This is a genomic window from Rubrivivax sp. JA1026, from assembly GCF_011065555.1.
GTDB classification, from domain to species: Bacteria; Pseudomonadota; Gammaproteobacteria; order Burkholderiales; family Burkholderiaceae_C; genus Rubrivivax; species Rubrivivax benzoatilyticus.
The window spans coordinates 109,551-134,440 of sequence record NZ_JAALCQ010000007.1 but is presented as its reverse complement, the minus strand read 5'-3'; the positions used below and the strand labels follow the sequence as shown (position 1 = coordinate 134,440).

Annotated in this window: 24 protein-coding genes; 12 read left to right on the top strand and 12 right to left on the bottom strand. The window is 72.2% G+C overall.

All coding sequences use genetic code 11. The annotated features are described in order from the left end of the window. Positions 1 to 38: 38 nt before the first annotated feature. Positions 39 to 1,487: a M20 family metallopeptidase gene (locus tag G5B56_RS13225; RefSeq protein WP_164963485.1), complete on the top strand. Its 1,449-nt coding sequence runs from the start codon at positions 39 to 41 to the stop codon at positions 1,485 to 1,487. Positions 1,488 to 1,507: 20 nt separating this feature from the next. Continuing rightward, positions 1,508 to 2,458 (top strand): LysR family transcriptional regulator, encoded by a 951-nt coding sequence (locus tag G5B56_RS13220; protein ID WP_164963484.1) that lies wholly within the window; start codon positions 1,508 to 1,510, stop codon positions 2,456 to 2,458. Positions 2,459 to 2,688: 230 nt separating this feature from the next. On the opposite strand, the gene G5B56_RS13215 is transcribed toward G5B56_RS13220, so the two are convergent. After that, entirely contained in the window at positions 2,689 to 3,753 is a 1,065-nt protein-coding gene (locus G5B56_RS13215) for an aminoglycoside phosphotransferase family protein (protein WP_164963483.1), read from the bottom strand. Positions 3,754 to 3,771: 18 nt separating this feature from the next. Here G5B56_RS13215 and G5B56_RS13210 point away from each other — a divergent pair, with 18 nt between their 5' ends. Genes G5B56_RS13210 through rsmA form a run of 3 tightly spaced genes read left to right on the top strand, consistent with a single transcriptional unit; the run spans position 3,772 to position 8,226 of the window. Further along, the gene (locus tag G5B56_RS13210; protein ID WP_164963482.1) at positions 3,772 to 6,147 is read left to right on the top strand and encodes an LPS-assembly protein LptD; all 2,376 of its coding nucleotides are present in this window, start codon (positions 3,772 to 3,774) and stop codon (positions 6,145 to 6,147) included. After that, complete coding sequence (locus tag G5B56_RS13205; RefSeq protein ID WP_009855812.1) at positions 6,144 to 7,454, top strand: peptidylprolyl isomerase; 1,311 nt, start codon at positions 6,144 to 6,146, stop codon at positions 7,452 to 7,454. The genes G5B56_RS13210 and G5B56_RS13205 overlap by 4 nt, the downstream gene beginning before the upstream one ends. 7 nt (positions 7,455 to 7,461) lie before the next feature. Next, positions 7,462 to 8,226 (top strand): 16S rRNA (adenine(1518)-N(6)/adenine(1519)-N(6))-dimethyltransferase RsmA, encoded by a 765-nt coding sequence (rsmA, locus tag G5B56_RS13200; RefSeq protein ID WP_009855811.1) that lies wholly within the window; start codon positions 7,462 to 7,464, stop codon positions 8,224 to 8,226. Positions 8,227 to 8,242: 16 nt separating this feature from the next. On the opposite strand, the gene G5B56_RS13195 is transcribed toward rsmA, so the two are convergent. From G5B56_RS13195 to G5B56_RS13180, 4 genes are all read right to left on the bottom strand, one after another. Continuing rightward, positions 8,243 to 8,440 carry a hypothetical protein gene (locus tag G5B56_RS13195; RefSeq protein WP_138938762.1) on the bottom strand — a complete coding sequence of 66 codons (198 nt, stop codon included), beginning with the start codon at positions 8,438 to 8,440 and terminating at the stop codon, positions 8,243 to 8,245. Next, a complete protein-coding gene (locus G5B56_RS13190) occupies positions 8,419 to 8,814 on the bottom strand; it encodes a barstar family protein (protein WP_009855810.1) in 396 nt (131 codons plus the stop codon). Before G5B56_RS13190 ends, G5B56_RS13195 begins: the two co-directional genes overlap by 22 nt. Before the next feature lie 35 nt (positions 8,815 to 8,849). Continuing rightward, positions 8,850 to 9,218 carry a ribonuclease domain-containing protein gene (locus G5B56_RS13185; RefSeq protein WP_009855809.1) on the bottom strand — a complete coding sequence of 123 codons (369 nt, stop codon included), beginning with the start codon at positions 9,216 to 9,218 and terminating at the stop codon, positions 8,850 to 8,852. A gap of 237 nt (positions 9,219 to 9,455) precedes the next feature. Continuing rightward, positions 9,456 to 11,750 (bottom strand): NADP-dependent malic enzyme, encoded by a 2,295-nt coding sequence (locus G5B56_RS13180; RefSeq protein WP_164963481.1) that lies wholly within the window; start codon positions 11,748 to 11,750, stop codon positions 9,456 to 9,458. Positions 11,751 to 11,883: 133 nt separating this feature from the next. On the opposite strand from G5B56_RS13180, the gene G5B56_RS13175 reads away from it, so the two are divergent. From G5B56_RS13175 to G5B56_RS13150, 6 genes are read left to right on the top strand one after another with little or no spacing between them, the layout of a single operon-like run. Beyond that, entirely contained in the window at positions 11,884 to 13,944 is a 2,061-nt protein-coding gene (locus G5B56_RS13175) for a sensor histidine kinase (RefSeq protein ID WP_164963480.1), read from the top strand. Positions 13,945 to 13,963: 19 nt separating this feature from the next. Beyond that, positions 13,964 to 14,611, top strand: a complete 648-nt coding sequence (locus G5B56_RS13170) for a response regulator transcription factor (RefSeq protein ID WP_164963479.1) — start codon at positions 13,964 to 13,966, stop codon at positions 14,609 to 14,611. 43 nt (positions 14,612 to 14,654) lie between these two features. After that, positions 14,655 to 15,605 (top strand): thiamine-phosphate kinase, encoded by a 951-nt coding sequence (gene thiL / locus G5B56_RS13165; protein ID WP_164963478.1) that lies wholly within the window; start codon positions 14,655 to 14,657, stop codon positions 15,603 to 15,605. 9 nt (positions 15,606 to 15,614) lie between these two features. Next, positions 15,615 to 16,136 carry a phosphatidylglycerophosphatase A gene (locus G5B56_RS13160; protein WP_164963477.1) on the top strand — a complete coding sequence of 174 codons (522 nt, stop codon included), beginning with the start codon at positions 15,615 to 15,617 and terminating at the stop codon, positions 16,134 to 16,136. Next, positions 16,127 to 16,615 carry a CinA family protein gene (locus G5B56_RS13155; RefSeq protein WP_206023521.1) on the top strand — a complete coding sequence of 163 codons (489 nt, stop codon included), beginning with the start codon at positions 16,127 to 16,129 and terminating at the stop codon, positions 16,613 to 16,615. Before G5B56_RS13160 ends, G5B56_RS13155 begins: the two co-directional genes overlap by 10 nt. Next, a complete protein-coding gene (locus G5B56_RS13150; protein WP_164963476.1) occupies positions 16,612 to 17,478 on the top strand; it encodes a glyoxylate/hydroxypyruvate reductase A in 867 nt (288 codons plus the stop codon). The genes G5B56_RS13155 and G5B56_RS13150 overlap by 4 nt, the downstream gene beginning before the upstream one ends. A 205-nt stretch (positions 17,479 to 17,683) precedes the next feature. Here G5B56_RS13150 and holA read toward each other — a convergent pair whose 3' ends face one another. Genes holA through G5B56_RS13115 form a run of 7 tightly spaced genes read right to left on the bottom strand, consistent with a single transcriptional unit; the run spans position 17,684 to position 24,348 of the window. Then, positions 17,684 to 18,784 carry a DNA polymerase III subunit delta gene (gene holA, locus G5B56_RS13145; RefSeq protein WP_164963475.1) on the bottom strand — a complete coding sequence of 367 codons (1,101 nt, stop codon included), beginning with the start codon at positions 18,782 to 18,784 and terminating at the stop codon, positions 17,684 to 17,686. Positions 18,785 to 18,786: 2 nt separating this feature from the next. Then, a complete protein-coding gene (lptE, locus tag G5B56_RS13140) occupies positions 18,787 to 19,287 on the bottom strand; it encodes an LPS assembly lipoprotein LptE (protein ID WP_009855800.1) in 501 nt (166 codons plus the stop codon). Continuing rightward, the gene (gene leuS / locus G5B56_RS13135; RefSeq protein WP_029718845.1) at positions 19,274 to 21,898 is read right to left on the bottom strand and encodes a leucine--tRNA ligase; all 2,625 of its coding nucleotides are present in this window, start codon (positions 21,896 to 21,898) and stop codon (positions 19,274 to 19,276) included. Before leuS ends, lptE begins: the two co-directional genes overlap by 14 nt. Before the next feature lie 18 nt (positions 21,899 to 21,916). Next, entirely contained in the window at positions 21,917 to 22,339 is a 423-nt protein-coding gene (locus G5B56_RS13130) for a biopolymer transporter ExbD (protein ID WP_164963474.1), read from the bottom strand. 11 nt (positions 22,340 to 22,350) lie between these two features. Next, entirely contained in the window at positions 22,351 to 23,004 is a 654-nt protein-coding gene (locus tag G5B56_RS13125; RefSeq protein WP_164963473.1) for a MotA/TolQ/ExbB proton channel family protein, read from the bottom strand. A gap of 10 nt (positions 23,005 to 23,014) precedes the next feature. Then, entirely contained in the window at positions 23,015 to 23,818 is an 804-nt protein-coding gene (gene dapB / locus G5B56_RS13120) for a 4-hydroxy-tetrahydrodipicolinate reductase (protein ID WP_164963472.1), read from the bottom strand. After that, positions 23,815 to 24,348 carry an outer membrane protein assembly factor BamE gene (locus tag G5B56_RS13115; protein WP_009855795.1) on the bottom strand — a complete coding sequence of 178 codons (534 nt, stop codon included), beginning with the start codon at positions 24,346 to 24,348 and terminating at the stop codon, positions 23,815 to 23,817. Before G5B56_RS13115 ends, dapB begins: the two co-directional genes overlap by 4 nt. A 103-nt stretch (positions 24,349 to 24,451) precedes the next feature. On the opposite strand from G5B56_RS13115, the gene fur reads away from it, so the two are divergent. Further along, on the top strand, positions 24,452 to 24,883 hold the full coding sequence (fur, locus tag G5B56_RS13110; protein ID WP_009855794.1) for a ferric iron uptake transcriptional regulator: 432 nt from the start codon (positions 24,452 to 24,454) through the stop codon (positions 24,881 to 24,883). Positions 24,884 to 24,890 lie beyond the last annotated feature (7 nt).

Genomic DNA, 24,890 nt, shown 5'->3' with positions numbered 1-24,890 from the left:
ACACTGGTGGGATTGCCCGATTCACGCAGGAGCCGCCCATGAACGCACCCGACCGCCACCTGCCGCTGGCCGACTTCGTCGACCGCGCCTGGGACGAGCGCATCGTGCCCGCCCTCACCGACTACATCGCCGTGCCGGCCAAGAGCCCGATGTTCGACGCCGACTGGCAGGCCCACGGCCACATCGAACGCGTCGTGCAGGACGCCGTGGCCTGGGTCGAATCGCGCCGCGTGCCGGGTCTCTCGATCGAGATCGTGCGCATCCCCGGGCGCACGCCGGTGATCTTCTTCGAGGTCGCGGCCACCGGCGCGGCGAGCGACACGGTGCTGTTCTACGGCCACCTGGACAAGCAGCCCGAGTTCAGCGGCTGGCGCCACGACCTGGGCCCCTGGACGCCGAAGTACGTCGACGGCCTGCTCTACGGCCGCGGCGGCGCCGACGACGGCTACGCGATCTACGCCGCGGTCACCGCGATCGAGGCGCTGAAGGCCCAGGGCACGGCGCACCCGCGCTGCGTCGGCGTCATCGAGACCTGCGAGGAAAGCGGCTCGCACGACCTGCCGGCCTATCTGGACGCCTTGAAGCCCCGCCTCGGCGAGGTCGGCCTCGTCGTCTGCCTGGACAGCGGCGCCGGCAACTACGACCAGCTCTGGCTGACGACCAGCCTGCGCGGCATGGTCAGCGGCGTGCTGAAGGTCGAGATCCTGACCGAGGGCATCCACTCCGGCGACGCCAGCGGCCTGGTGCCGTCGAGCTTCCGCATCCTGCGCCAGGTGCTCGACCGGCTGGAGGACGCGAAGACCGGCCAGCTGCTGCCCGAGTTCTTCCACTGCGAGGTGCCGGCTTCGCGCGTCGCCCAGGCCCGGGCCACCGCGGCGATCCTCGGCGACGACGTCTGGAAGCGCATGCCCTGGGTCTGCGGTGCCGACGGCAACCCGGCGCTGCCGACGACCACCGACCCGGTCGAAGGCCTGCTCAACCGCACCTGGCGGCCGACGCTGAGCGTCACCGGCGTCGACGGTTTCCCCGAGCTGAAGAGCGCCGGCAACGTGCTGCGGCCGTACACCGCGTTCAAGCTCAGCCTGCGCCTGCCGCCGCTGGTCGACGGCCACGAGGCCAGCATCCGGCTGAAGGCGCTGCTGGAAGACAACGCGCCGTACAACGCGCGTGTGACCTTCGTGCCCGACGGCCGCGCCGGCGCGCTGGGCGCCAGCGGCTGGAACGCGCCCGAGCTGCCGGCATGGCTGGAAGACGCGCTGAACGCGGCGTCGAACGCGCACTTCGGCGCTCCGGTCGGCTACATCGGCCAGGGCGGCACGATCCCGCTGATGAGCATGCTGCAGGCCGGTTTCCCGAAGGCGCAGATGATGGTCTGCGGCGTGCTGGGCCCGAAGAGCAACGCCCACGGGCCCAACGAGTTCCTGCACGTACCCTACGCCAAGCGCCTGACGGCCGCGGTGGCGCAGGTGGTCGCCGCCTTCCGCTGAACCCAGGGCCGGGAGCCGCGATGGACCAGCTGCGCGCGATGAAGGTCTTCGTGCGCGTCGTCGACGAAGGCGGCTTCGCGCGTGCGGCGCGGGCGCTGGACATGGCGCCGCCGGTCGTCACGCGGGTCGTCGCCGAACTCGAGGCGCACCTGGGCGCGCGGCTGCTGAACCGCACCACGCGCCGCGTCGCGCTGACCGAGGTCGGCGAGAGCTACCTGGAGCGTGCACGCCGCATCCTGGCCGACGTCGACGAGGCCGACGCGCTGGCCGGCGAATCGACGCGCGAGCTGAGCGGGCCGCTGCGCCTGCTGTGCCCGTCGGCGCTGGCGGCGCACCAGTTGGTGCGCCACCTGGCGCGCTTCTCGGCCCAGCATCCCAGGCTGTCGATCGATCTGGTGTCGCCCTGCCGTGTCGAGACCGTCGACGAGGACTACGACGTCACGCTGCTGACGCTGCGCGGGCCGATCGACGGCGACTTCGTCGCGCGCCGGCTGGCGCGTTCGGAGGTGCTGCTCTGCGCCGCGCCGAGCTACCTGGCGCGCCACGGCCGGCCGCGCCACCCGCGCGACCTGTCGCGCCACGAGCTGCTGTTCCAGCCGGGTGTGCAGCCGCGCGGGCTGGTGTTCTTCCGCGGCGACGCCGGCGAGGCCGCCGAGACGGTGGTGCCCGAGCAGGCCGGCGCGCTGCACTGCGACGACCTGCAGACCCAGCTCGCCGCCGCCCAGGCCGGGCTGGGCGTCGCCGCGCTGCCGACGCTGATGCTCGACGAGGCGCTGGCTGCCGGCCGTGTCGAGCGTGTGCTGCCGTCGTGGCGCCTGGCGGGGCTGTCGATCTGGGCCGCGATGCCCAGCCGCAAGCACGTGCCGGCGCGCACACGCGCGCTGATCGAGTTCCTGGTGCAGGCCTTCGGCGGCGACGACCGCGACCCCTGGCTGGCCGCCTGCGGCGGCCCGCTGGCGCTGGTGGCCTAGGAGCCTGCGCGGCTTCTGCCGCGCAGGCGCCTGGGCGATGGCTCCCCGAGTCCCCTCCGAGAGGGTGCTCCAGCTCGTTCGACGGCTCCCTCCAGCCTCCCTCCGCGAGGGAGGCTCCGGTCAGTCCGACGGGTGGTTCTGCGCCTCTCCGGCCATGCCGAGCACCGTCATGCGCTGCCAGTTCGGCGCTATCGCCGGTGCGGGATCCGTCCTGCCGCGAGGATTCCGGGCTAGAACGTGAAGCCGGTCTCGACGCGCCGGCCCGACAGCGGCTGCAGCAGCGGCAGCAGCGGCTTCAGCGGCGCGTAGCGCATCGCGACCCGGGTCGCGTAGTCGAAGAAACGCGGCAGGTCCTCGGCGTAGCGAGGTTTGCCGTCGCGGTGCTTCAGGCGGCAGAAGATGCCCAGCACCTTCAGGTGGCGCTGCAGCCCCATCCATTCGAGCGCGCGCCAGAACTCGCCGAAGTCGTGGCCCATCGTGTCGCCCAGCGGCAGCCCGGCGCGGCGCGCCTGCTCCCACCAGCGCACGGCCCAGTCGATCTCCTGCGCCTCGTCCCAGGACAGGAAGGCGTCGCGCAGCATCGACGCCACGTCGTAGGTGATCGGGCCGCGCACCGCGTCCTGGAAGTCGAGGATGCCGGGGTTGGGCTCGGCGACCATCAGGTTGCGCGGCATCCAGTCGCGGTGCACGGCCACCTGCGGCTGCGCCAGCGCGCTGGCGACGAGCGCGTCGCAGACGCGGTTCCAGGCCGCGTGTTCCTTGTCGCCCCAGGTGATGCCGAACTCGCGCTGCACGCACCACTCGGGGAACAGCGCGAGCTCGCGGCGCAGCAGCGCCTCGTCGTACTCGGGCAGCGTCGAGGCGTCGACATGGCCCTGGAACTGCACCAGCGCGCGCAGCGCGTCGCGCATCAGCGTGTCGGCATGGCGGCCCTCGGTGTCGCGCAGCGCGTCCAGGTACAGGCTGCGGCCGAGGTCGGTGAGCAGCAGGAAACCCTGCTCGGCGTCGCACTCCAGCACCTTCGGCGCATTCAGCCCGGCGGCCTCGATCAGGCCGGCGACGTGCACGAAGGGGCGCACGTCCTCCTGCGGCGGCGGCGCGTCCATCACGATCAGGCTGCCGCGGCCGGCGGCCACGCGCAGGTAGCGGCGGAAGCTGGCGTCGGCGGAGGCGGGCACGAGCGAGGCGCGGTCGATGCGGTGGCGCTCGGCGATGGTGTCGAGCCAGCGCTCGAAGGCGAGTCGGCGGCCCTCGTCGGGCCACGCGACGACGGCGGTGGGCAGGCTGTCGCTCATGGATAATCGATTCTACAAATGCGACTGACACCGCTGGCGCTGGCGGCGGGATTGGCGTTCGTCGGCGCGGGTGTCCGGGCGCAAGCCCCGGATGCCCCGGCCGAAAACGGGCCGCCGTCCCCGCCGCAGCTGATCCCCGACCGCAAGCTCCAGCCCGCGCCCGGCGGCGAGGCGGGCCGTCGCCTGCCGATCGTGCTGCGCGCGAACGAGATCCGCGCGCGCCCCAACCTCGACGCCGTCGCCGAAGGCGACGCCGAGTTCCGCCGCGGCGGCACCGTCATCCAGTCCGACCGCCTGAGCTACGACCAGGCCGAGGACCTGGCCGTCGCGCGCGGCCATGTGCGCATCGAGCGCGAAGGCTCGGTCTACTGGGGCCCCGAGCTGCAGCTGCGCGTGCAGCGCTTCGAGGGCTTCTTCCTCGAGCCCGAGTTCGAGCTGCTGCAGTTCGGCTCCGGCGGCCGTGCCGACCGCATCGACTTTCTCGACAGCTCGCGCGCTCAGCTGAAGAACGCGCTGTACACCAGCTGCCCGCGCGACGGCGGTGCCGAGCCCGCCTGGGTGCTCGAGGCGCGCGAGGTGCGCATGGACTTCGACGCCAACGAAGGTGTCGCCGAAGGCGCCGTGCTGCGTTTCCTGGGCACGCCCATCCTCGCCGGCCCGGAGATCAGCTTCCCGCTGACCGACGAGCGCAAGTCGGGCTGGCTGCCGCCGTCGATCGGCCTGGACAGCCGCAGCGGCCTCGAGCTGACGGTGCCCTACTACTGGAACATCGCGCCGAACCGCGACGCGACGATCGCCCCCTGGCTGTCCACCCGCCGCGGGCTGGGCGTGCAGAGCCAGTTCCGCTACCTCGAGCCTTCGCTCGGCGGCACGCTGGACCTGGACCTGCTGCCCAACGATCGTGTCGCCGGCCGTTCGCGCAGCGCCTGGCACTGGCAGCACGAGGGCCGCCTCGGCAGCTCGGCGACCTATGCCGCCGACCTGCGCCGCGTCTCCGACGACGGCTGGTGGAAGGACTTCCCCGACACCCGCCGCAGCCTGACGCCGCGCCTGCTCAGCTCGGCCGCCGACGTCGAGCAGCCGCTGCGCCTGGGCGACGCCGAAGGCCTGGCCTACCTGCGCGTGCAGCGCTGGCAGGTGCTGCAGGACAGCGACCAGCGTGTGTTCTCGCCGTACCAGCGCAGCCCGCAGACCGGCGTGCGCCTGGGCGGCAGCGCCGCGGGCCTGGACTACAGCGCCGAGACCGAGTTCAACCGCTTCACGCTGCCCTCCGGCGAGGACGACGGCACGCGCCTGACCGGTGACCGCGTGCACCTGCTGGCGTCGGTGGCCCACCGCTTCGGCGCCCCCGGCTGGTGGCTGGAGCCGCGGCTGGCACTCAACGCCGCCGGCTACCGCACCGACCAGCGCATGGCCGACGGCGACCGCAGCGCCTCGCGCTCGGTGCCGACCTTCAGCCTGGACTTCGGCGTCGAGCTCGAACGCGAGACCTCGGGCTTCGGCCGCGCCTTGCGCCAGACGCTGGAGCCTCGCCTGCTGTACGTGCGCACGCCCTACGAGAAGCAGTCCGACCTGCCGAACTTCGACTCCTTCGGCAAGGACTTCAACTTCCAGTCGATCTATTCGCCCAACGTCTTCTCGGGCGTCGACCGGGTGTCCGACGCCAACCAGCTGACCGCCGGCGTGACCTCGCGTGTCGTCGACGCCGGCAACGGCAAGGAGCTGTTCCGCCTGGGCGTCGTGCAGCGCTACCTGTTCACCGACCAGCGCGTGACCCTCCAGGCCGACGGCACGCCCGACGGCCAGACCTACGACCGCCGCTTCTCCGACGTGCTGCTGCTGGGCTCGACCTCGCTGCTGCCGTCCTGGACGCTGGACGGCACGGTGCAGTACAGCCCCGAGATCTCGCGCACCGTGCGCTCGGTGGTCGGGGCGCGCTACTCGCCCGGGCCGTTCCGCACGATCAGCACCACCTACCGCTTCGCGCGCGGGCTGAGCGAGCAGGTCGAGGTCGGCTGGCAGTGGCCGCTGTGGGGCCGCGTGCCGACCGCGACCGACCGCGGCGCACGCTCCGGCGTCGCGGCGGCCGCCGGCGCCGGCAGCTGCAGCGGCACCTGGTACGGCGTGGGGCGCTTCAACTACAGCATGCGCGACAGCCGCATCACCGACTCGATCCTCGGCGTCGAGTACGACGCCGGCTGCTGGATCGGGCGCTTCGTCGCCGAGCGGCTGTCCACCGGGCGCAGCGAGGCCACGACCCGGCTGATGTTCCAGCTCGAGCTCGTCGGCCTGTCGCGCCTGGGCTCCAATCCGCTCGGGGTCTTGAAGGACAATATCCCGGGCTACACCCTGCTGCGCGAAGACCGCCGCGACCCCATCTCCTCCGCCGAATGACCGATTCCATCCACGTCTGGCGCCGCGCCGCGCTGGCGCTCGCGCTGTGCGCCGCGGCCCTCGGGGCCTCCGCCCAGCAGCGCGAGCGCAACGGCGACTACATCGTCGCCATCGTCAACCAGGAGGCCGTCACCGCCGCCGAGGTCGAGTCGCGTGTGCAGCGCGTGCTGCAGGCGGCCGCCCGCAGCGGCGCGCAGCCGTCGCTGGAGGTGGTGCGCAAGCGTGTGCTCGACGACCTGATCGAGGAGCGTGCGATCGTCACCTATGCGCGCGACAGCGGCATCCGTGTCGAGGACCCGGAGGTCGACCGCGCGATCCAGAGCGTCGCGGCGCAGAACCAGCTGACGGCCGACCAGCTGCGCGAGCGCCTGCGCGCCGACGGCCTGGACTACGCGCGTTTCCGCGCCAACCTGCGCGACCAGATCCTCATCGAGCGTGTGCGCGAGCGCGAGGTCTACCAGCGCATCCGCGTCACCGACGGCGAGGTCGACCGCTACCTGGCGCAGCAGAACATCGCCACCCAGGCCGACGTCGAGCTCAACATCGCGCAGATCCTGGTCATCGTGCCCGAGGGCGGCGACGAGCAGGTGCTGGCGGCGCGCAAGGCGCGCGCCGAGCAGGCGCTGGCGCGGGTGCGCGGCGGCGAGGACTTCGCCGCGGTCGCACGCGAGATCTCCGAGGACGCGAACCAGGAGCGTGGCGGCGTCATCGGCCTGCGCCCGTCGGCGCGGCTGCCGGACCTGTTCGTCGAGGCCGTGCGCGACGTGCCGGCCGGCGAGGTCAAGCCCGAGCTGGTGCGCTCCGGCGCCGGCTTCCACGTGCTGAAGGTCGTCGAGCGCAAGGAGACGATGGCCGTGCGCGTGACGCAGACGCACGCCCGGCACATCCTCGTGCGCACGTCCGAGCGGGTGTCGCCCGAGATGGCGGCGCAGCGCCTGGCGGAGTTCCGCCGCCAGATCGTCTCCGGCCAGCGCCGCTTCGAGGACGTCGCGCGCCAGTATTCCGAAGACGGCTCGGCGCCGTCGGGCGGCGACCTCGGCTGGTTCGCGCCCGGCACGATGGTGCCGGAGTTCGAGGAGGCGATGAACCGGCTGCCGATCGAGGGCGTGTCGCCGCCGGTGCGTTCACGCTTCGGCGTGCACCTGATCCAGGTGCTCGAGCGCCGCGACACGGCCGTCGAGGCGCGTCAGGTGCGCGAGCAGGCGCGCAACGTGCTGCGCGAGCGCAAGTTCGACGACGCCTACACCGAGTGGGCCAAGGACCTGCGCGACCGCTCGTACATCGAGTTCCGCGAGCCCCCGGTCTGAGCCCCGCGTGAAGCACCAGCCGCGCAAGCGTTTCGGCCAGCACTTCCTGGCCGACGACGCGATCATCGACGCCATCGTCGACGCCATCGACCCGCAGCCGGGCGAGGCGATGGTCGAGATCGGCCCGGGCCTGGGCGCGATGACGATGCCGCTGCTCGAGCGCATCGAGCGCCTCACCGTCGTCGAGCTCGATCGCGACCTGGCCGCGCGGCTGCGCCGTGTGAAAGGGCTGGAGGTCGTCGAGGCCGACGTGCTGAAGGTCGACTTCGCCGCGCTGGCGGCGGCCGCCGGGCGGCCGCTGCGGGTCGTCGGCAACCTGCCGTACAACATCTCGACGCCGATCCTGTTCCATCTGCTCGACGCGGTGGAGCACGTCGTCGACCAGCACTTCATGCTGCAGAAGGAGGTCGTCGACCGCATGGCCGCCGGCCCCGGCAGCAAGGACTACGGCCGGCTGTCGGTGATGCTGCAGTGGCGCTACGACATCGAGTCGGTGCTCGACGTCCCGCCCGAGGCCTTCGACCCGCCGCCGCGGGTCGATTCGGCGATCGTGCGCATGCTGCCGCTGCCGGCGCCCGAGGGCGTCGACGCGGCACTGCTCGGCGAGCTGGTGACGGTCGCGTTCTCGCAGCGGCGCAAGCTGCTGCGCCACACGCTCGGACGCTGGATGGAACAACGCGGCGCCGAGGTCGGGTTCGACCTCCAGCGCCGCGCCGAAGAAGTGCCGGTGGCGGACTACCTGGCGCTCGCGCGCGCGGTGGCCGCCGGCTGAACGATCGCCGCCGCCCTCAGGCGGCGTTGAGCCAGGCCGCGGTGTCGAACGCGCTGCACATCATCGGCATGTTCATGCCGAAGTTGGGGTTCTGACCGTTCTTCGAGACCGTCTTCGCGGCCGGCTTGGCCGCGGTGGTGTTCTGGGCCGTTTCAGCAGCCCGCTCCCATGACCCGTTATCTTGGGAGCGGGCTACTGAAAAGAATAGAAACACCGGAACGGTATCCGCCGTTCGCCCCAGAAGTCGGCGGCGTCGCGGAAGACGTCGAGCAGCTGCTCGCGCGCCTCGCGGTCGAAACGCGGGTTGTCGGGGATCTGCTCGAGCACGACGACGAAGCCCGGCTGCGGGCCGGCCTTGTGCACCAGGTCGGTCATGCAGTCGTACAGCGCGTCGAGGTTCTTGCCGAAGTGGGCGGGGAACAGGAACGCCTCGGCGATCGCCTCCAGCACCTCCGGCTTGGATTGCGCCGCCGACAGGTTGGCGTAGAGGAAATGCTGGCCGGCGCTGCCGGCGGCCTGCATCAGGTCGTCGACACGGTAGGCCCGTATCGCCTGGACGATGTTGGATCGGACGGTCTGCAACTGCATGGTCGCGTGCCTCCTCGTGGGTTCAGAAATCGGTGTCACCGCGCGCCCGTTTCCGCGATGCGACTGAAGCTCGCGTAGTGGTCGGCGGTGTAGAAACAGGTGTCCGGCGCGGTCGGCTGCTGGCCGCCGCAGACGATGCGGCGGGCGCCTCGGTTGCGCGCGCCCGGGGTCGGCACGGTGTACTCGCGGTAGTAGCCGCGGGCCTTGGCCGGGAGCAAACGTTCGCGATTGAAGAAGACCGTGCCGTCCTTCTGGTACGGGAAGGGGCCGCCAGCGTGGATCAGGCGGTAGGTCTTCTGGGCCTGGGCCGGGAGCTCGTTCAGGGAGACGACGTCGGCCGCTTCGGCCGGGGGCGAACTCGGGCGTGCATGAACCGCTGCGCCGCACGCCAGGCTCGTGGCCACGGCGATCGCGAGAGCCCCTCTGCAAACCGCCTGTCGAAGCGCGCCACTCCTGTCGGCCAGACCGGACCAGAACACGGGTCAACCCTGAAAGAACAAACCGCGATGGTACCGCCCGGACGCGGAAAACTCAAGGTTTTGCCTCAAAAAAAGGCAAGCGGCGTGCGACGTGAGTAGGCGCCCACATGTTGACCGCCTCTCTGCCGGCGCGCCTCCGAGGCGCGCCGCAGCCAGGCAAAATCAGCGCAGGACGTTGGCGTCCGCGACGGCCAGCGCCGTCATGTTGACGATGCGCCGCACGGTCGCCGACGGCGTCAGCACGTGCACCGGCTTGGCGGCGCCGAGCAGCACCGGGCCGATCGCGATGCCGCCGCTGGCGGCCGTCTTCAGCAGGTTGTAGGCGATGTTGGCGGCGTCGATGTTGGGCAGCACCAGCAGGTTGGCGTCGCCCTGCAGCGTGCTGTGCGGCATCAGCGCGGCGCGCGCATGGGCGTCCAGCGCGATGTCGCCGTGCATCTCGCCGTCGACCTCCAGCCAGGGCGCACGTTCACGCAGGATGGCCAGCGCGCGGCGCACCTTGACCGCGCTGGGCTGGTCGCTGGTGCCGAAGTTGGAGTGCGACAGCAGCGCCGCCTTCGGCTGGATGCCCAGGCGCAGCAGCTCGTCGCCGGCCATCGCCGCGATCTCGGCCAGCTCCTCGGCCGTCGGGTCGTAGTTGACGTGGGTGTCGACGAGATAGACCTGGCGCCCCGGCAGGATCAGCCCGTTCATGCAGGCGTAGACGCTGGCGCCCTCGCGCCGGCCGATGACCTGGTCGATGTAGTGCAGGTGGCTGGCCGTCGTGCCCCAGGTGCCGCAGAGCATCGCGTCGACGTCGCCCTTGGCCAGCAGCATCGAGCCGATCAGCGTCAGCCGCCGACGCATCTCGATCTTGGCCACCTGCTGCGTCACGCCCTTGCGCTCGGCCATGCGGTGGTAGGTCTGCCAGAAGTCGCGGTAGCGGTCGTCGCGCTCGACGTTGACCACCTCGAAATCCAGGCCTTCCTTGATGCGCAGGCCCATCTTCTCGATGCGGCGTTCGATCACCGCCGGCCGGCCGATCAGCGTCGGCCGCGCCAGGCCCTCGTCGACGACGACCTGCACCGCGCGCAGCACGCGTTCGTCCTCGCCCTCGGCATAGGCGACGCGGCGCGCGGCGGCGCGTTTGGCGATGTTGAAGATCGGCCGCATCGTCTGGCCCGAGGCGTAGACGAAGGCCTGCAGCTTCTCGCGGTAGGCGTCGAAGTCCTCGATCGGGCGCAGCGCGACGCCGCTGGCCTGGGCCGCGGCGGCGACCGCCGGCGCGATCTTGATCATCAGCCGCGCGTCGAAGGGCTTGGGGATCAGGTACTCGGCGCCGAAGGACAGCGTCTGGCCGCCGTAGGCCGCAGCCACCGCGTCGTCCTGCTCGGCCTGGGCGAGCTCGGCGATCGCGTGCACCGCGGCGATCTCCATCTCGTCGGTCACCGTCGTCGCGCCGCAGTCCAGCGCGCCGCGGAAGATGTACGGGAAACACAGGACGTTGTTGACCTGGTTCGGGTAGTCGGTGCGGCCGGTGGCGATGACGGCGTCGTCGCGCACCGCCTTGACCTCTTCCGGCAGGATTTCCGGCGTCGGGTTGGCGAGCGCGAAGACGATGGGCCGCGGCGCCATCGCCCGCACCATGTCGGGCTTCAGCACGCCGCCGGCCGACAGGCCGAGGAACAGGTCGGCGCCTTCGATCACTTCGCGCAGCGTGCGCGCCGCGGTGTCCTGGGCGAACTGGGCCTTGTCCTCGTCCATCAGCTCGGTGCGGCCCTGGTAGACGACGCCGGCCAGGTCGGTGACCCAGACGTTCTCGCGGCGCACGCCGAGCTTGACCAGCAGCCCCAGGCAGGCCAGCGCCGCGGCGCCGGCGCCGCTGGCGACGACCTTGATCTCCTCGATGCGCTTGCCGACGACCTTCAGCGCGTTCAGCGCCGCGGCGCCGACGACGATCGCCGTGCCGTGCTGGTCGTCGTGGAAGACCGGGATCTTCATGCGCTCGCGCAGCTTGCGCTCGACGTAGAAGCAGTCCGGCGCCTTGATGTCCTCGAGGTTGATGCCGCCGAAGGTGGGCTCCAGCGCGGCGATGTGCTCGACCAGGCGGTCGAGGTTCTTCTCCTGGACCTCGAGGTCGAAGACGTCGATGCCGGCGAACTTCTTGAACAGCACCGCCTTGCCTTCCATCACCGGCTTGGCCGCCAGCGGGCCGATGTCGCCCAGGCCCAGCACCGCGGTGCCGTTGGTGACGACGGCCACCAGATTGCCGCGCGAGGTGTAGCGGAAGGCGGCCGCCGGGTCGGCGACGATCTCCTCGCAGGCGAAGGCGACACCGGGCGAGTAGGCCAGCGCCAGGTCGCGCTGGTTGACCATCTGCTTGGTCGGCGCGACGGCCAGTTTCCCGGGGGTCGGAAGTTCGTGGTACTCGAGCGCGGCGCGACGCAGCTCGGCGCGCTTGTCTTCTGGGCTGGACATCCCGGTCTCCTGTTGGCGTCGCGAGGGGCCAGGGATTCTAGGCAGCCGGGTCCGGCCCTGCCGCGATGCGCAAAACTGCGTAGCGTGCGCGCCCGCCCGGCGCCGATACTGCGCGCTCCGAATCCCTCCCGCGATGACCGACTCCGAAGATCCCGTCCGCGTGCCGCGGCTGCGGCGCTGGCTGCCGTGGATCGCGCTCGTGCTGCTGCTGCTGGTGGCGCAGTCGCTGCTCGTCTGGCTGACGCTGCGCCACGAGTCCAGCCGCGCGCAGGAGGAGTCCGACCAGATCGCCACCGAGGCCGCGGCCGAGGTCAAGCGCGACCTGCTCGCGGCGATGCGCTCGCTGCAGGCGCTGAGCTGGGGCGATCCACCGGCCGAGCGCTGGCGCGCCGACGCCGCGGCGCTGCTGCGCGGGCAGCGGCTGCTGCTGCGCATCGAGCGCCGCGACGTGCAGATGCGTGTCGATGACGCGGTCGACGGGCCGTTCGCGCTGCCGCTGTTCTCGGCGATGGCGCGCGCGTCGCTGGACGTCGAGGCCGGCATCGCCTGCACCGCGGCGCGCCACATGGCCGCGCCGGCCTTCTCGCGCAGCTACTTCGTGCCCGGCGAAGGTGGCATCGGCGAGGAGGTCGTCGACGTCTGCATCCCGCTGCAGCGTGCCGGCCGTGACGTCGGTTATCTCGTCGGCAGCATCGGCCTGCCGCAGCTGCTCGACGGTGCGCTCGGCCCGCGCCAGACGCGCCGCCACGAGCTCAGCTTCGTCGAGGGCGACGGCACGCGGCTCGCGCGGGCCGGCCTGGTGCGCGGCGCCGGCATCTACCAGGCCGAACGCCTGATCGACGTGCCCGGCACCGTGCTGCAGTTGCGCGCCGACAGCGCCGCCGGCCGCCCCAGCCTGATCCCCAACGTCGCCACCGCGCTGGTGCTCGGGCTGTCGCTGGCGTTGTTCGCCGTCGTGCTGCTGCTGGCGCGCGACGTGCGCCGGCGCGCGCGTGTCGAACGGGCGCTGGGCGAGGCGCTGGCCTTCCGCAAGGCGATGGAGGACTCGCTGGTCACCGGCCTGCGCGCGCGCGACCTGCAGGGGCGCATCACCTACGTCAACCCGGCGTTCTGCGCGATGGTCGGCTTCAGCGAGGAGGAGATGCGCCAGCCGCTGCCGCCGTACTGGCCGCCGGAGTTCGTCGAGGTCTACGCCGAGCGCCAGCGCGGCCGGCTGGTCGGCGCCGGGCGCCCGGCGCGCGAGGCGCGTGAAGGCTTCGAGACCGTCTTCATGCGCAAGAACGGCGAACGTTTCCCGGTGATGATCTACGAGGCCGCGCTGGTCGACGGCCAGGGCCGGCAGAGCGGCTGGATGAGCACCGTGCTCGACGTCAGCGCCCAGCGCCGCATCGAGGAGCTGTCGCGCCAGCAGCAGGACCGGCTGCAGGCCAGCGCCCGCCTGGCGACCGTCGGCGAGATGGCCTCGCTGCTGAGCCACGAGCTGAACCAGCCGCTGGCGGCGATCGCCAGCTACTCCAGCGGCTCGCTGAACCTGCTGGAGGACGCCGCGCGCGAAGGCACGCCGCCGGGCCCGGTCGACGCCATGCTGCGCCAGGCGCTGGAGCGCATCGCCGAGCAGGCCGAACGTGCCGGCCGCATCATCAAGAGCGTGCACCACTTCGTGCGCCGGCGCGTGCAGCAGCGCGAGACGCTGGGTGCCGACCAGCTGATCGACGCCGTGCTGCCGCTGGTGCGGCTGCAGGCGCGCAAGAGCGGCACCCGTGTCGAGGTCGACATCCCCAAACGCGCGCCGCGCCTGGAGTGCGACCGCACGATGCTCGAGCAGGTGCTGCTGAACCTGACGCGCAACGGCATCCAGGCGATGGAGAACGACACGCCGCTGGAGGAGCGCGTGCTCGCGCTGCGCGTGCGCCAGGCCTCGGCGCAGCGGGTGGAGATCGTCGTCGCCGACCGCGGCCCGGGCATCCCGGCCGAGGTCGCCGAAAAGCTGTTCACGCCGTTCTACACGACGCGCACCGAGGGCATGGGCCTGGGCCTGAGCCTGTGCCGCACGGTGGTCGAGCAGCACGGCGGCACGCTGGAGTTCGGCTCCGGGGCCGACGGCCGCGGCTGCGAGTTCCGCTTCACGCTGCCGGCGGCCCGCACGCCGGCAGCGCCGGGCGGCCCGCCGCGCCAGGCCGTCGCCGGCGGCTGAGCGGCGATACTCGCGCTTGATGCGTCCCGATCCCGCCCTCGGCATTCCCGTCGTCTACCTCGTCGACGACGAGGACGTCGTGCGCGACGCGCTGGCCTGGCTGCTGCGTTCGCGTCGCCTGCTGTCCGAAGGTTTCGCCAGCGCCGAGGCCTTCGAGGCCTTCCGCGCCGGCTGCCGCGCGCCCTGGCCCGACGCGCCGTCGTGCCTGCTGCTGGACGTGCGCATGCCCGGCCAGTCGGGCCTCGCGCTGTTCGAGCAGCTCGCCGACAGCGGCCTCACCGAGACGCTGCCGGTGATCTTCCTCACCGGCCACGGCGACGTGCCGACCGCGGTGGCGGCGGTCAAGCGCGGCGCCTTCGACTTCGTCGAGAAGCCGTTCTCGAACAACACGCTGGTCGACCGCGTCGAGCAGGCGCTGCTGGTCAGCGCCGAGGCGCTGGGCCGGCGGCGGGCCGCCGAGGCGGTGCAGCGCTCGCTGGCCGACCTGACCGAGCGCGAGCGCGAGGTCATGCGCCTGGTCGTCGAGGGCCGGCCGAACAAGGGCATCGCCGACCAGCTGGCGATCAGCGTGCGCACCGTCGAGGTCCACCGCGCGCGCGTGTTCGAGAAGATGAACGTCAAGTCGGCGATCGAGCTCGCGAACCTGCTGCGAGAATCCGGCGCCTGAGGCCCGCGGCCTGCCCGCCAAGGCCGCCCGCATCCTGTCGACCATGGGCGAATTCGAACTCATCGAGAAGTACTTCGGCCGCGCGCCGCGCCGGGCCGCCGTCGGCGTCGGCGACGACTGCGCGCTGCTCGACCTCGAGCCGGGCCAGCGCCTGGCCATCTCCAGCGACCTGCTGGTCGAGGGGCGGCACTTCCTGTCCACTGTCGCCCCCGAGCGCCTGGGCCACAAGGCGCTGGCGGTCAACCTGTCGGACCTCGCCGCCTGCGGCGCCGAGCCGCTGGCCTTCACGCTGGCGATCTCGATGCCGCGTGTCGACGAGAGTTTTCTCGCCGGCTTCTCGCGCGGGATGTTCGCGCTCGCCGAGCGCCACGGCATCGAGCTCGTCGGCGGCGACACGACCGCCGGCCCGCTGTCGATCTGCATCACCGTCTTCGGCCAGGTGCCGCCCGAGCAGGCGCTGCTGCGCAGCGGCGCACGCCCCGGCCACGACCTCTGGGTCAGCGGCCGGCTGGGCGACGCGCGCCTGGCGCTGGAGGTCTTCCGCGGCGCGGCGACGCTGCCCGGCAGCGCCTTCGAGGAGGTGCGGCGGTCGATGGAATGCCCCGAGCCGCGGGTGCCGCTGGGCATCGCGCTGCGCGGCGTCGCCACCAGCGCCATCGACCTCAGCGACGGCCTGGCCGGCGACCTGGGCCACGTGATGCGGCTGTCGGGCGTCGGCGCGACGGTCGACTACGACGCCATCCCGCGCAGCACCGTGCTGGCGATGCAGTCGGACGCGCTGCAGCGTGAATGCCTGCTCGCCGGCGGCGACGACTACGAGCTGCTGTTCACCGCGCCGCCGTCGCGCCGCGACGCGGTGCTGGCCGCGGCCGCCGAGGCCCAGGTCGCGGTGAGCTGCATCGGCGCCATCGACGCCGAGGACGTGCTGCGTGTCGTCGACGGCCAGGGCCGGCCGCTGGACGTCGCGCTGCGCGGCTTCGACCACTTCGCCTGACGCCGCGCGATGGCCGCGTCCCGCGCCAGCACCGGCTTCATGCTGCGCCATCCGGCGCACTGCATCGCGCTCGGCTTCGGCAGCGGCCTGGCGCCCAAGGCGCCGGGCACCTTCGGCACGCTGTGGGCCTGGGGCGCGTTCTGGCTGCTCGACCCGTGGCTGGGCACGCTGGGCTGGGCGCTCGTCATCGGCGCGGCGCTGCTCGTCGCGCCCTGGGTCTGCGCCGTCACCGCGCGCAACCTGGGGGTCGGCGACCCGTCGGCCGTCGTCTGGGACGAGGTCGTCGCGTTCTGGCTCGTGCTCTGGCTGGTGACGCCGGCCGGCTTCGTGATGCAGGCCATCGCGTTCGCGCTGTTCCGTTTCTTCGACGCCGCCAAACCCGGCCCGGTGGGCTGGGCCGACCGGCGTTTCAAGCCCCGGCCCGACGGCACGATCGGCTGGCGCGAAGGTTTCGGCATCGTCTTCGACGACCTGGTGGCCGCCGGCTGCACGCTGCTGGTCATCGCGATCGGGGTCGCGCTGTGGCGCTGACCCGTTTCGAGCCGGCGGTGCTGGCGCTGGCCGACGCGCTGCGCGCCCGCGGCTGGCGCCTCGCCTGCGCCGAGAGCTGCACCGGTGGCCTGCTGGCCGCGGCCTGCACCGCGGTCGCCGGCTCCAGCGACTGGTTCGAACGCGGCGTCGTCAGCTACAGCAACGACGCCAAGACCACGCTGCTCGGCGTGCCGGCGGCCACGATCGACGCGCACGGCGCGGTCAGCGAGGAGGTCGCCCGCGCGATGGCCGAAGGCCTGCTGGCGCGCGCGCCGGTCGAGCTGACGCTGGCCGTCACCGGCATCGCCGGCCCTGGCGGCGCGGTGCCCGGCAAGCCGGTCGGCACGGTCTGGATCGCCTGGGCCGTGGCCGGGCGCACCGAGGCGCGGCTGCTGCAGCTGGACGGCGACCGGGCCGCGGTGCGGGAGGCGACGGTCGACGCCGCGCTGGCCGCGCTGACGGCGGCGGCGCACGCATGAAGGTCCGCCTCGCCGGCGAGATCGACGCACGCTGGCGGCAGGAGCTCGCCGCCGCGCTGCCCGAAGCGCACTGGTGCGACGACGGCGACGCCGAACTGGCCGTCGTCGCCAACCCGCCGCCCGGCGCGCTGGCCGGCATGCCGTCGCTGGCGCTGGTGCAGTCCTTGTGGGCCGGTGTCGACCGCCTGCTGGCCGATGCGACGCTGCCGCCCGGCGTGCCGGTGGCGCGCATGGTCGACCCGGCGATGAACGCCGCGATGGCCGAGACCGCGACCTGGGCCGTGCTGGCACTGCATCGCGGCTTCTTCGCCTACGCCGCGCGCCAGCGCGAAGGCCTGTGGCGGCCGCACGCGCAGCGCCGTGCCGACGAGGTCGCGGTGCGGGTGCTGGGCCGCGGCGAGATGGGCGGCACGGTCGGCGCGCGGCTGGCGGCGCTGGGTTACCGCGTCGAACACTGGCACCGCGGCTGCGAGCTGGCGCCGCTGCTGGCCGGCGCCGACATCGTCGTCAACCTGCTGCCGCTGACGCCGGCCACACGCGATCTGATCGACGCGCGTTTCCTGGCCGCCTTGCCCGCAGGCGCTTCGCTGGTGAACCTGGGCCGCGGCGCCCACGTCGTCGAAGCCGACCTGCTGGCGGCGCTGGACGCCGGAAGGCTGCACCACGCGGTGCTCGACGTCTTCCGCCACGAGCCGCTGCCGCCGGGCCACGCGTTCTGGGCTCATCCGCGGGTCACCGTGCTGCCGCACGCGGCGGCGGCCACCGACCCGCGCAGCGCCAGCGCCGTCGTCGCCGCCAACCTGCGCGCCTGGCGCGACGGCCGGCCCGTCGCCCACCTCGTCGATCGCAGTCGCGGTTACTGAGCCAGCAGGCTGCGCGGCGGAGTCCGGCGATGCCGACGCAGGCTGAACCGCGCACCGCAATCGTCAGACTGACTGGAGCCTCCCTCCCGGAGGGAGGCTGGAGGGTGCGGTCCGACCAGCTGGAGCCCCCTCTCGGAGGGGGACTAGGGGGAGCCCAAGGTGCAAGCGCAGCCTAGGAATCGGGGCGGCGAAGCCGCCCCGATTCCTAGGCGTGCAGCGCGAGCGCGCGCGGCATGCTGGCGCGCGTGCCGCGCGTCGGCGTGCCGGCTGCGGCGGCGGCTTCGACGGTCATCAGCACCAGGCGGCGCAGCGCGTCCCAGGGTTCGGCCGGCCAGTCGGGGTGGCGCAGGCCCTTGACGATGCCGTCGACGATGCTCGCCGCCTGCACCAGGTGCTGCGTCTGGTGGCCGGCCAGCGCCGGCACCACGCGCTCGTAGAGCTTTTCCTTCGTGCCCCAGACCCGCGCCTCGCGCAGCGCCAGCGGCAGCGGCTTGCCGTCGTCGACGGCGGCACGCACGCGCGCCAGGCCGCGCAGGTCCTCGGCCAGCGTCCAGTGCACCAGCACCGGCGCCTCGCCTTCGGCGCGCAGGCCGTCGAGCATGCGCAGCGCACGCACCACCTGGCCGGCGAGCACCGCCTCGCCGAGCTTGAAGACGTCGTAGCGTGCGACGTCCAGCACCGCCGCCTCGACCTGCTCGAAGCTCAGTTCGCCCGGCGGGTACAGCAGCGCGAGCTTCTGCAGCTCCTGGTGTGCCGCCAGCAGGTTGCCTTCGACGCGGTCGGCGAAGAAGGCCAGCGTCTGCTGCCCGGCCTCGCCGCTGGCCACACGCTGGCCCTGGCGGCCCAGGCGCTGCGCCAGCCAGGCCGGCAGCGCCTTGCGCTCGACCGGCTCGACCTTCAGCGTCACGCCGGCGCCGTCGAGCGCCGCGAACCAGGCCGACTTCTGCTGCTGGAAGTCGAGTTTGGGCAGCGTCACCAGCGTCAGCACGTCGGGCGAGAGCTGCTGGCAGTAGCGCTGCAGCGCCTCCGAGCCGTCCTTGCCGGGTTTGCCGTTGGGGATGCGGATCTCGATCAGCTGGCGGTCGGCAAACAGCGACAGCGCCTGCGCGGCGCCGAGCAGGCCGCTCCAGTCGAAGTGCTGGCCGACGGTGAAGACCTGGCGCTCGACGAAGCCGGCGGCGCGCGCAGCGGCGCGGATCGCATCGCCCGCTTCCTGGGCCAGCAGCGGCTCGTCGCCGTGGATCGTGTAGAGCGTGTCGAGCCCGCGCTGCAGGCGCTGCTCGAGCTGTTCCGGACGCAGTTGCATCGTTACAGACGGATCGCCGCCAGACGCCGCATGACCTGGATGACGATGTCGTTCTCCATGTCGCGGTACAGGTCGGCTTCCTCGAATTGCTTGGCCAGCGCGGCCTTCTCGCTGTAGCTGAGGTCTTCCTCGCGCAGCAGCTCGGTCGGTGCGATCAGCTCGCGGCCGTCGGGCGTGCGCGCGCTGAAGTGCAGGCGCACGCGGATCTCGAACTCGCGCACCTGCGCCGCCGAGGTCGACGCGACGACGCTCTTCTCGCGCCGGTCCTCGGTGACCTCCAGGATCACCTGGGCGGCCGCCGGCACGTCGACGACGTGCACGCCGGGCTCCAGCGCCCGCCGCAGCGCCGCGCCGACCGTCGACTTCGGCCTGAAGCCGACCAGCGCGATGCGCTCGAAGCTCGGCTGCTGCGGCCGGCGCAGCTGGAAGCCGCAGCCGCCGAGCGCGAGCGCGCCCAGCGCGGCGATCGCGCCCAGCGCGCGGCGGCGGTCAGACGACGACATTGACGAGCCGGCCGGGCACGACGATGACCTTCTTCGCCGGCTTGCCGTCGCTGAACTTGGCGAACTCGGGCGAGGCCAGCGCCACCGCCTCGATCGCCTTGCGGTCGGCGTCGGCGGGGATGCGCACGCTGCCGCGCGTCTTGCCGGCGATCTGCAGCACCAGCTCGATCTCCGAGCGCGCCAGCGCGGCTTCGTCGACCTCGGGCCACGGGGCGTCGATCAGGTCGCCCAGCGCGGCGGTGAAGCCGAGCTCGCCCCACAGCGCGTGCGTGACGTGCGGCGCCGCCGGGTACAGCGCACGCAGCAGGATGCCGACACCTTCGCGCAGCGTCGCGTCGTCGGCGGCCGCCGCGCCGTCTTCGAGCGCGTTCAGCAGCTTCATCGCGCCGGAGACGACGGTGTTGTATTGCAGCCGGTCGTAGTCGGCGCCGATCTGCTTGAGCAGCGTGTGCACCTCGTAGCGCAGCGGGTTGGTGCCCTGCGCCGCGGTGTCGACCGCGGTGATGCGCGGCGCGACCTTGACGCCGAAGCTCCACAGCCGGCGCAGGAAGCGGAACACGCCTTCGGCGCCCGAGTCCGACCACGCGGCGCTCTGGTCCGGCGGGCCGGCGAACATCGTGAAGGTGCGCGCGGTGTCGGCGCCGAACTTCGCGATGATGTCGCGCGGCTCGACGACGTTGTTCTTGCTCTTGGACATCTTCTCGATGCCGCCGAGCTGCACCGGCAGGCCGTCGGCCTTGGCCACGGCGCCCACCGGCTGGCCGCGCTCGTCGAACTTGACGTCGACTTCGCTCGGGTAGAACCAGCGCTTCTTGCCCGACGCGTCCTCGCGGTAGTAGGACTCGTTGAGCAGCATGCCCTGCGTGAACAGCTTCGTGAACGGCTCGCTGAAGCTCACCAGGCCGATGTCGCGCATCGCCTTGGTCCAGAAGCGCGCGTACAGCAGGTGCAGCACGGCGTGCTCGATGCCGCCGATGTACTGGTCCATCGGCATCCAGTACTCGTTGCGCGCGTCGACCATCGCGCCGTCGCTGTCCGGGCAGCAGTAGCGCATGTAGTACCAGGACGAGTCGACGAAGGTGTCCATCGTGTCCGTCTCGCGCCGCGCGGCGGCGCCGCAGGTCGGGCAGGCGACGTTCAGGAAGGACTCGCACTTGTTCAGCGGGTTGCCGCTGCCGTCCGGCACCAGGTCCTCGGGCAGCACGACCGGCAGGTCCTTCTCGGGCACCGGCACGTCGCCGCAGTGCGGGCAGTGGATGATCGGGATCGGCGTGCCCCAGTAGCGCTGGCGGCTGATGCCCCAGTCGCGCAGGCGCCAGGTGGTCTTCTTCTCGCCCAGGCCCTTGGCCTGCAGCGCGGCGGCCACGGCGTCGACGGCCGGCTTGTACGGCAGGCCGCTGTAGTTGCCGGAGTTGATCGTCACGCCGCGCGTCTTGTCGGCGTACCAGTCCTGCCAGCGCTCGTAGTCGTAGTGCTCGCCGTCGACGTGCACGACCTGGACGATGCCCAGGCCGTACTTCTTGGCGAACGCGAAGTCGCGCTCGTCGTGTGCCGGCACGCCCATCACCGCGCCGTCGCCGTAGCTCATCAGCACGTAGTTGCCGACCCACACCGGCACCTGCTCGCCGGTCAGCGGGTGGGTGACGAAGAGGCCGGTCGGGCGGCCTTCCTTCTCCTTCAGCGCGAGTTCGGCCTCGGTCGTGCCGCCCTTCTTGCACTGCTCGATGAAGGCCGCCAGCTCGGGGTTGTCGCGCGCGGCGTGCTGCGCCAGCGGGTGCTCGGCGGCGACGGCGCAGAAGGTGACGCCCTTGATCGTGTCGGCGCGCGTCGTGAAGACGTACAAACGCCCGCCCTGGATCAGCTCGCCGTCGGCGCCGCGGATGTCATGGGTGAACGCGAAGCGCACGCCCTCGCTCTTGCCGATCCAGTGCTCCTGCATCAGGCGCACGCGCTCCGGCCAGCCGTCGAGGTAGTGGGCGCTGGTGCTGTCGTTGACGCCGGCCAGCAGCTCGTCGGCGTACTTCGTGATCGCCAGGTAGTAGCCGGGGATCTCGCGCTTCTCGACGATCGCGCCCGAGCGCCAGCCGCGGCCGTCGACGACCTGCTCGTTGGCCAGCACGGTCTGGTCGATCGGGTCCCAGTTGACGACCTGGGTCTTCTTGTAGGCGATGCCCTTCTCGAGCATCTTCAGGAAGAACCACTGGTTCCACTTGTAGTAGCCGGGGTCGCAGGTGGCGACCTCGCGGCTCCAGTCGAAGGCCAGGCCCAGCGGCTGCATCTGGCTCTTCATGTCGGCGATGTTGGCGCGTGTCCACTTGGCCGGCGCGACGCCGTTGTCGATGGCCGCGTTCTCCGCCGGCAGGCCGAAGGCGTCCCAGCCCATCGGCATCAGGACGTTCATGCCCTTCATGCGCAGGTAGCGCGCCATCATGTCGTTGATGGTGTAGTTGCGCACGTGCCCCATGTGCAGCTTGCCGCTGGGGTAGGGCAGCATCGAGCAGGCGTAGAACTTGGGCTTGCTCTGATCCTCGGCGACCTTGAAGGCGCCGGTGGCGTTCCAGTGCGCCTGGGCGGCGGCTTCGACTTCCGCGGGGACGTACTTTTCGTTCATCCCCCGGATTGTAGGGAGCTACCTGGGTGCCTCGGGCTCGGTGACGAAGCCGATGCGTGTCAGGCCCGCCTGCTGGGCGGCGTCGATCAGCTCGGCGACGCGGCCGTAGGGCACGGCGCGGTCGGCGCGCAGCCGCACCTCGGTCTGCGCGTCGGCCGCCGCGGCCTCGCGCAGCGCGCGCTCGACCTCCTCGCGACCGGCCGGCCGGTCGGCGAGGTACAGCGTGCCCTGGGCGTCGAGGCCGAGCGCGACGAAGCGGGCCGGCTCCGACGGCCCGGAGGCCTCGGCCCGCGGCAGGTCCAGCTTGAGGCTGGAGGCCAGCAGCGGCGCGGTGACGATGAAGATCACCAGCAGCACCAGCATGACGTCGATCAGCGGCGTCACGTTGATGTCGCTGATCGGCGGCGGCGGGGTCGAGCGTTCCAGGCGTCCGAAGGCCATCGCCGCGCGCCTCAGTCGTGTGCCGCGTCCAGCACCATGCGGCGCAGGTCGTGGGCGAAGCCTTCGAGCTCGGCCTCGCAGGCGGCGACCCGCTTGCCGAGCGCGTTGTAGGCGAGCACCGCGGGCACGGCGACGGCGATGCCGGCGGCGGTCATCACCAGCGCCTCGCCGACCGGGCCGGCGACGCGCTCGATCGTCAGCGTGCCGGCGTCGCCGATGCCGGTGAGCGCGTGGTGGATCGCCCAGACGGTGCCGAACAGGCCGACGAAGGGCGCGGTGCTGCCGATCGAGGCCAGGATCACCTGGCCGAACTGCAGGTGCGCGAGGCCGCGGTGCAGCGCGTCGCGCAGGCGGCGGGTGAGGCGAGCCTCCAGCGCCGCGGCGCCTTCGAGCGTGCCGCCGGTGGCCGGCGCGACGGCGGCGTCGACCAGCGGCAGCAGCACGCCTTCGCGGTCCAGCGCCTGCACGCGGCTGCGGCCGTCGGTGGCCGAGGCCGAGTCCCAGAAGGCCGGCACGGCGCGGCGGATGTCGGCGCCGGCGCGGCGCAGCAGCAGGCTCTTCCAGACGATCAGCAGCCAGGCCGCGACCGACATCGTGAACAGCAGCAGCGCGACGATGCGGCCGACCGCGTCGGCCTCGGCCCAGAAGTGTTCGAGGCCCTGCATCGGCGGCCGGCTACAGGCCGAGCACGTCGGCCATGCCGTACAGCCCGGGGCCGTGCTCGACGAGGAAACGCGCCGCGCGCACGCTGCCGGCGGCGTAGTTGGCGCGGCTGTTGCTGCGGTGGCTGATCTCGATGCGCTCGCCGGTGCCGGCGAACAGCACCGTGTGGTCGCCGACGATGTCGCCGCCGCGGATCGTCGCGAAGCCGATCGTGCCGGGCTGGCGCTCGCCGGTGTGGCCTTCGCGCGCGAAGACGGCGTGTTCGGACAGGTCCTGGCCGAGCGCGCGCGCCACGGCCTCGCCCATCGCCAGCGCGGTGCCGCTCGGGGCGTCGACCTTGTGGCGGTGGTGGGCCTCGACGATCTCGATGTCGTAGCCGTCGGCCAGCGCCTTGGCGGCGGTTTCCAGCAGCTTGAGCACGACGTTGACGCCGACGCTCATGTTCGGCGCGAAGACGATGCCGACCTGCTGCGCGGCGGCGGCGATCTCGGCCTTCTGCTGCGGCGTGAAGCCGGTGGTGCCGATGACCATGCGCACGCCGAGTTCGCGGCACAGCGCCAGGTGCGCCAGCGTGCCTTCGGGGCGGGTGAAGTCGATCAGCACGTCGGCACCGGCGAGGCCCGCGCGCAGGTCGGCGGTGACGGCGACGCCGGTCGTGCGGCCGAGAAAGGCGCCGGCGTCCTGGCCCAGCGCGGGGCTGCCGGGCACGTCGAGCGCGCCGCTCAAGCGGCAGCCTTCGCTGTCCAGCACCGCCTCGACGAGCATGCGGCCCATGCGGCCGGACGCGCCGGCGACCGCGATCGCCACCGGGTTCAAGAGGCCTCCAGCGGCGGGTACTGGCGCGCCGGGCCCTCGGGCTCGGCTTCGGCGGCGCCGTCGTCGCGCTTGGGCGGCCGCGGCAGCGCCAGGCGCTCGGCCTCGGTCAGCTCGAGCTTGGGCACGGCCGGCTTCTCGTCGCGCTGGCGCGTGATCGACTCGACGAACTCGCGTTCGGTCTGCAGGTCGTCCGGGGCCTCGACGCCGCTCATCGCGCCGGAGGCGTCGAAGCGCACGACGACGCTGCGGCGCTGCGGTTCGGTGCCGGGGCGGCGGATCGTGAAGATGTAGTCCCAGCGATCGGCGTGGAACGGGTCGGTGACCAGCGGCGTGCCGAGCACGTTGCGCACCTGGTCGCGCGACATGCCGGGCTTCAGCGCCTGCAGCTGTTCGCGCGTGACGACGTTGCCCTGGACGATGTCGATGCGGTACGGCGTGATGAAACCGAGGAAACTGTTGCCGGACGACGGCGTCGACGAGCATGCGCCCAGCAACAGAGAGCCGGACAGCAGGGCCAGGAGTCGAAGCATGAGGGGATTCCTGCGCGGCCGCAGAGAACGGCGCGTGAGGCTGGCTATGATGCTCGGCATTCTAGCCGGCGAGTCCGGGCGCCGGCCCTCGAGGATTTCCGACATGTCCAATGCCGAAGAACTGAAGAGCAGCGGCCTGAAGGCCACGCTGCCCCGCATCAAGATCCTGGAGGTCTTCCAGAGCGCCGAGCGCCGCCACATGACGGCCGAGGACGTTTTCAAGGCGCTGCTCAACGAAGGCGCCGACATCGGCCTGGCCACCGTCTACCGCGTGCTGATGCAGTTCGAGCAGGCGGGCCTGCTGTCGCGCAGCAACTTCGAGTCCGGCAAGTCGGTCTTCGAGCTCAACGAGGGCCAGCACCACGACCACCTGGTGTGCATGGACTGCGGCCGCGTCGAGGAGTTCTACGACCCGGAGATCGAGGTCCGCCAGCGCGCCATCGCGTCGCAGCGCGGTTTCGAGCTGCAGGACCACGCGCTGGCGCTGTACGCACGCTGCACGCGGCCGGACTGCAAGCACCGCCACGGCAAGTGAGCGGCGC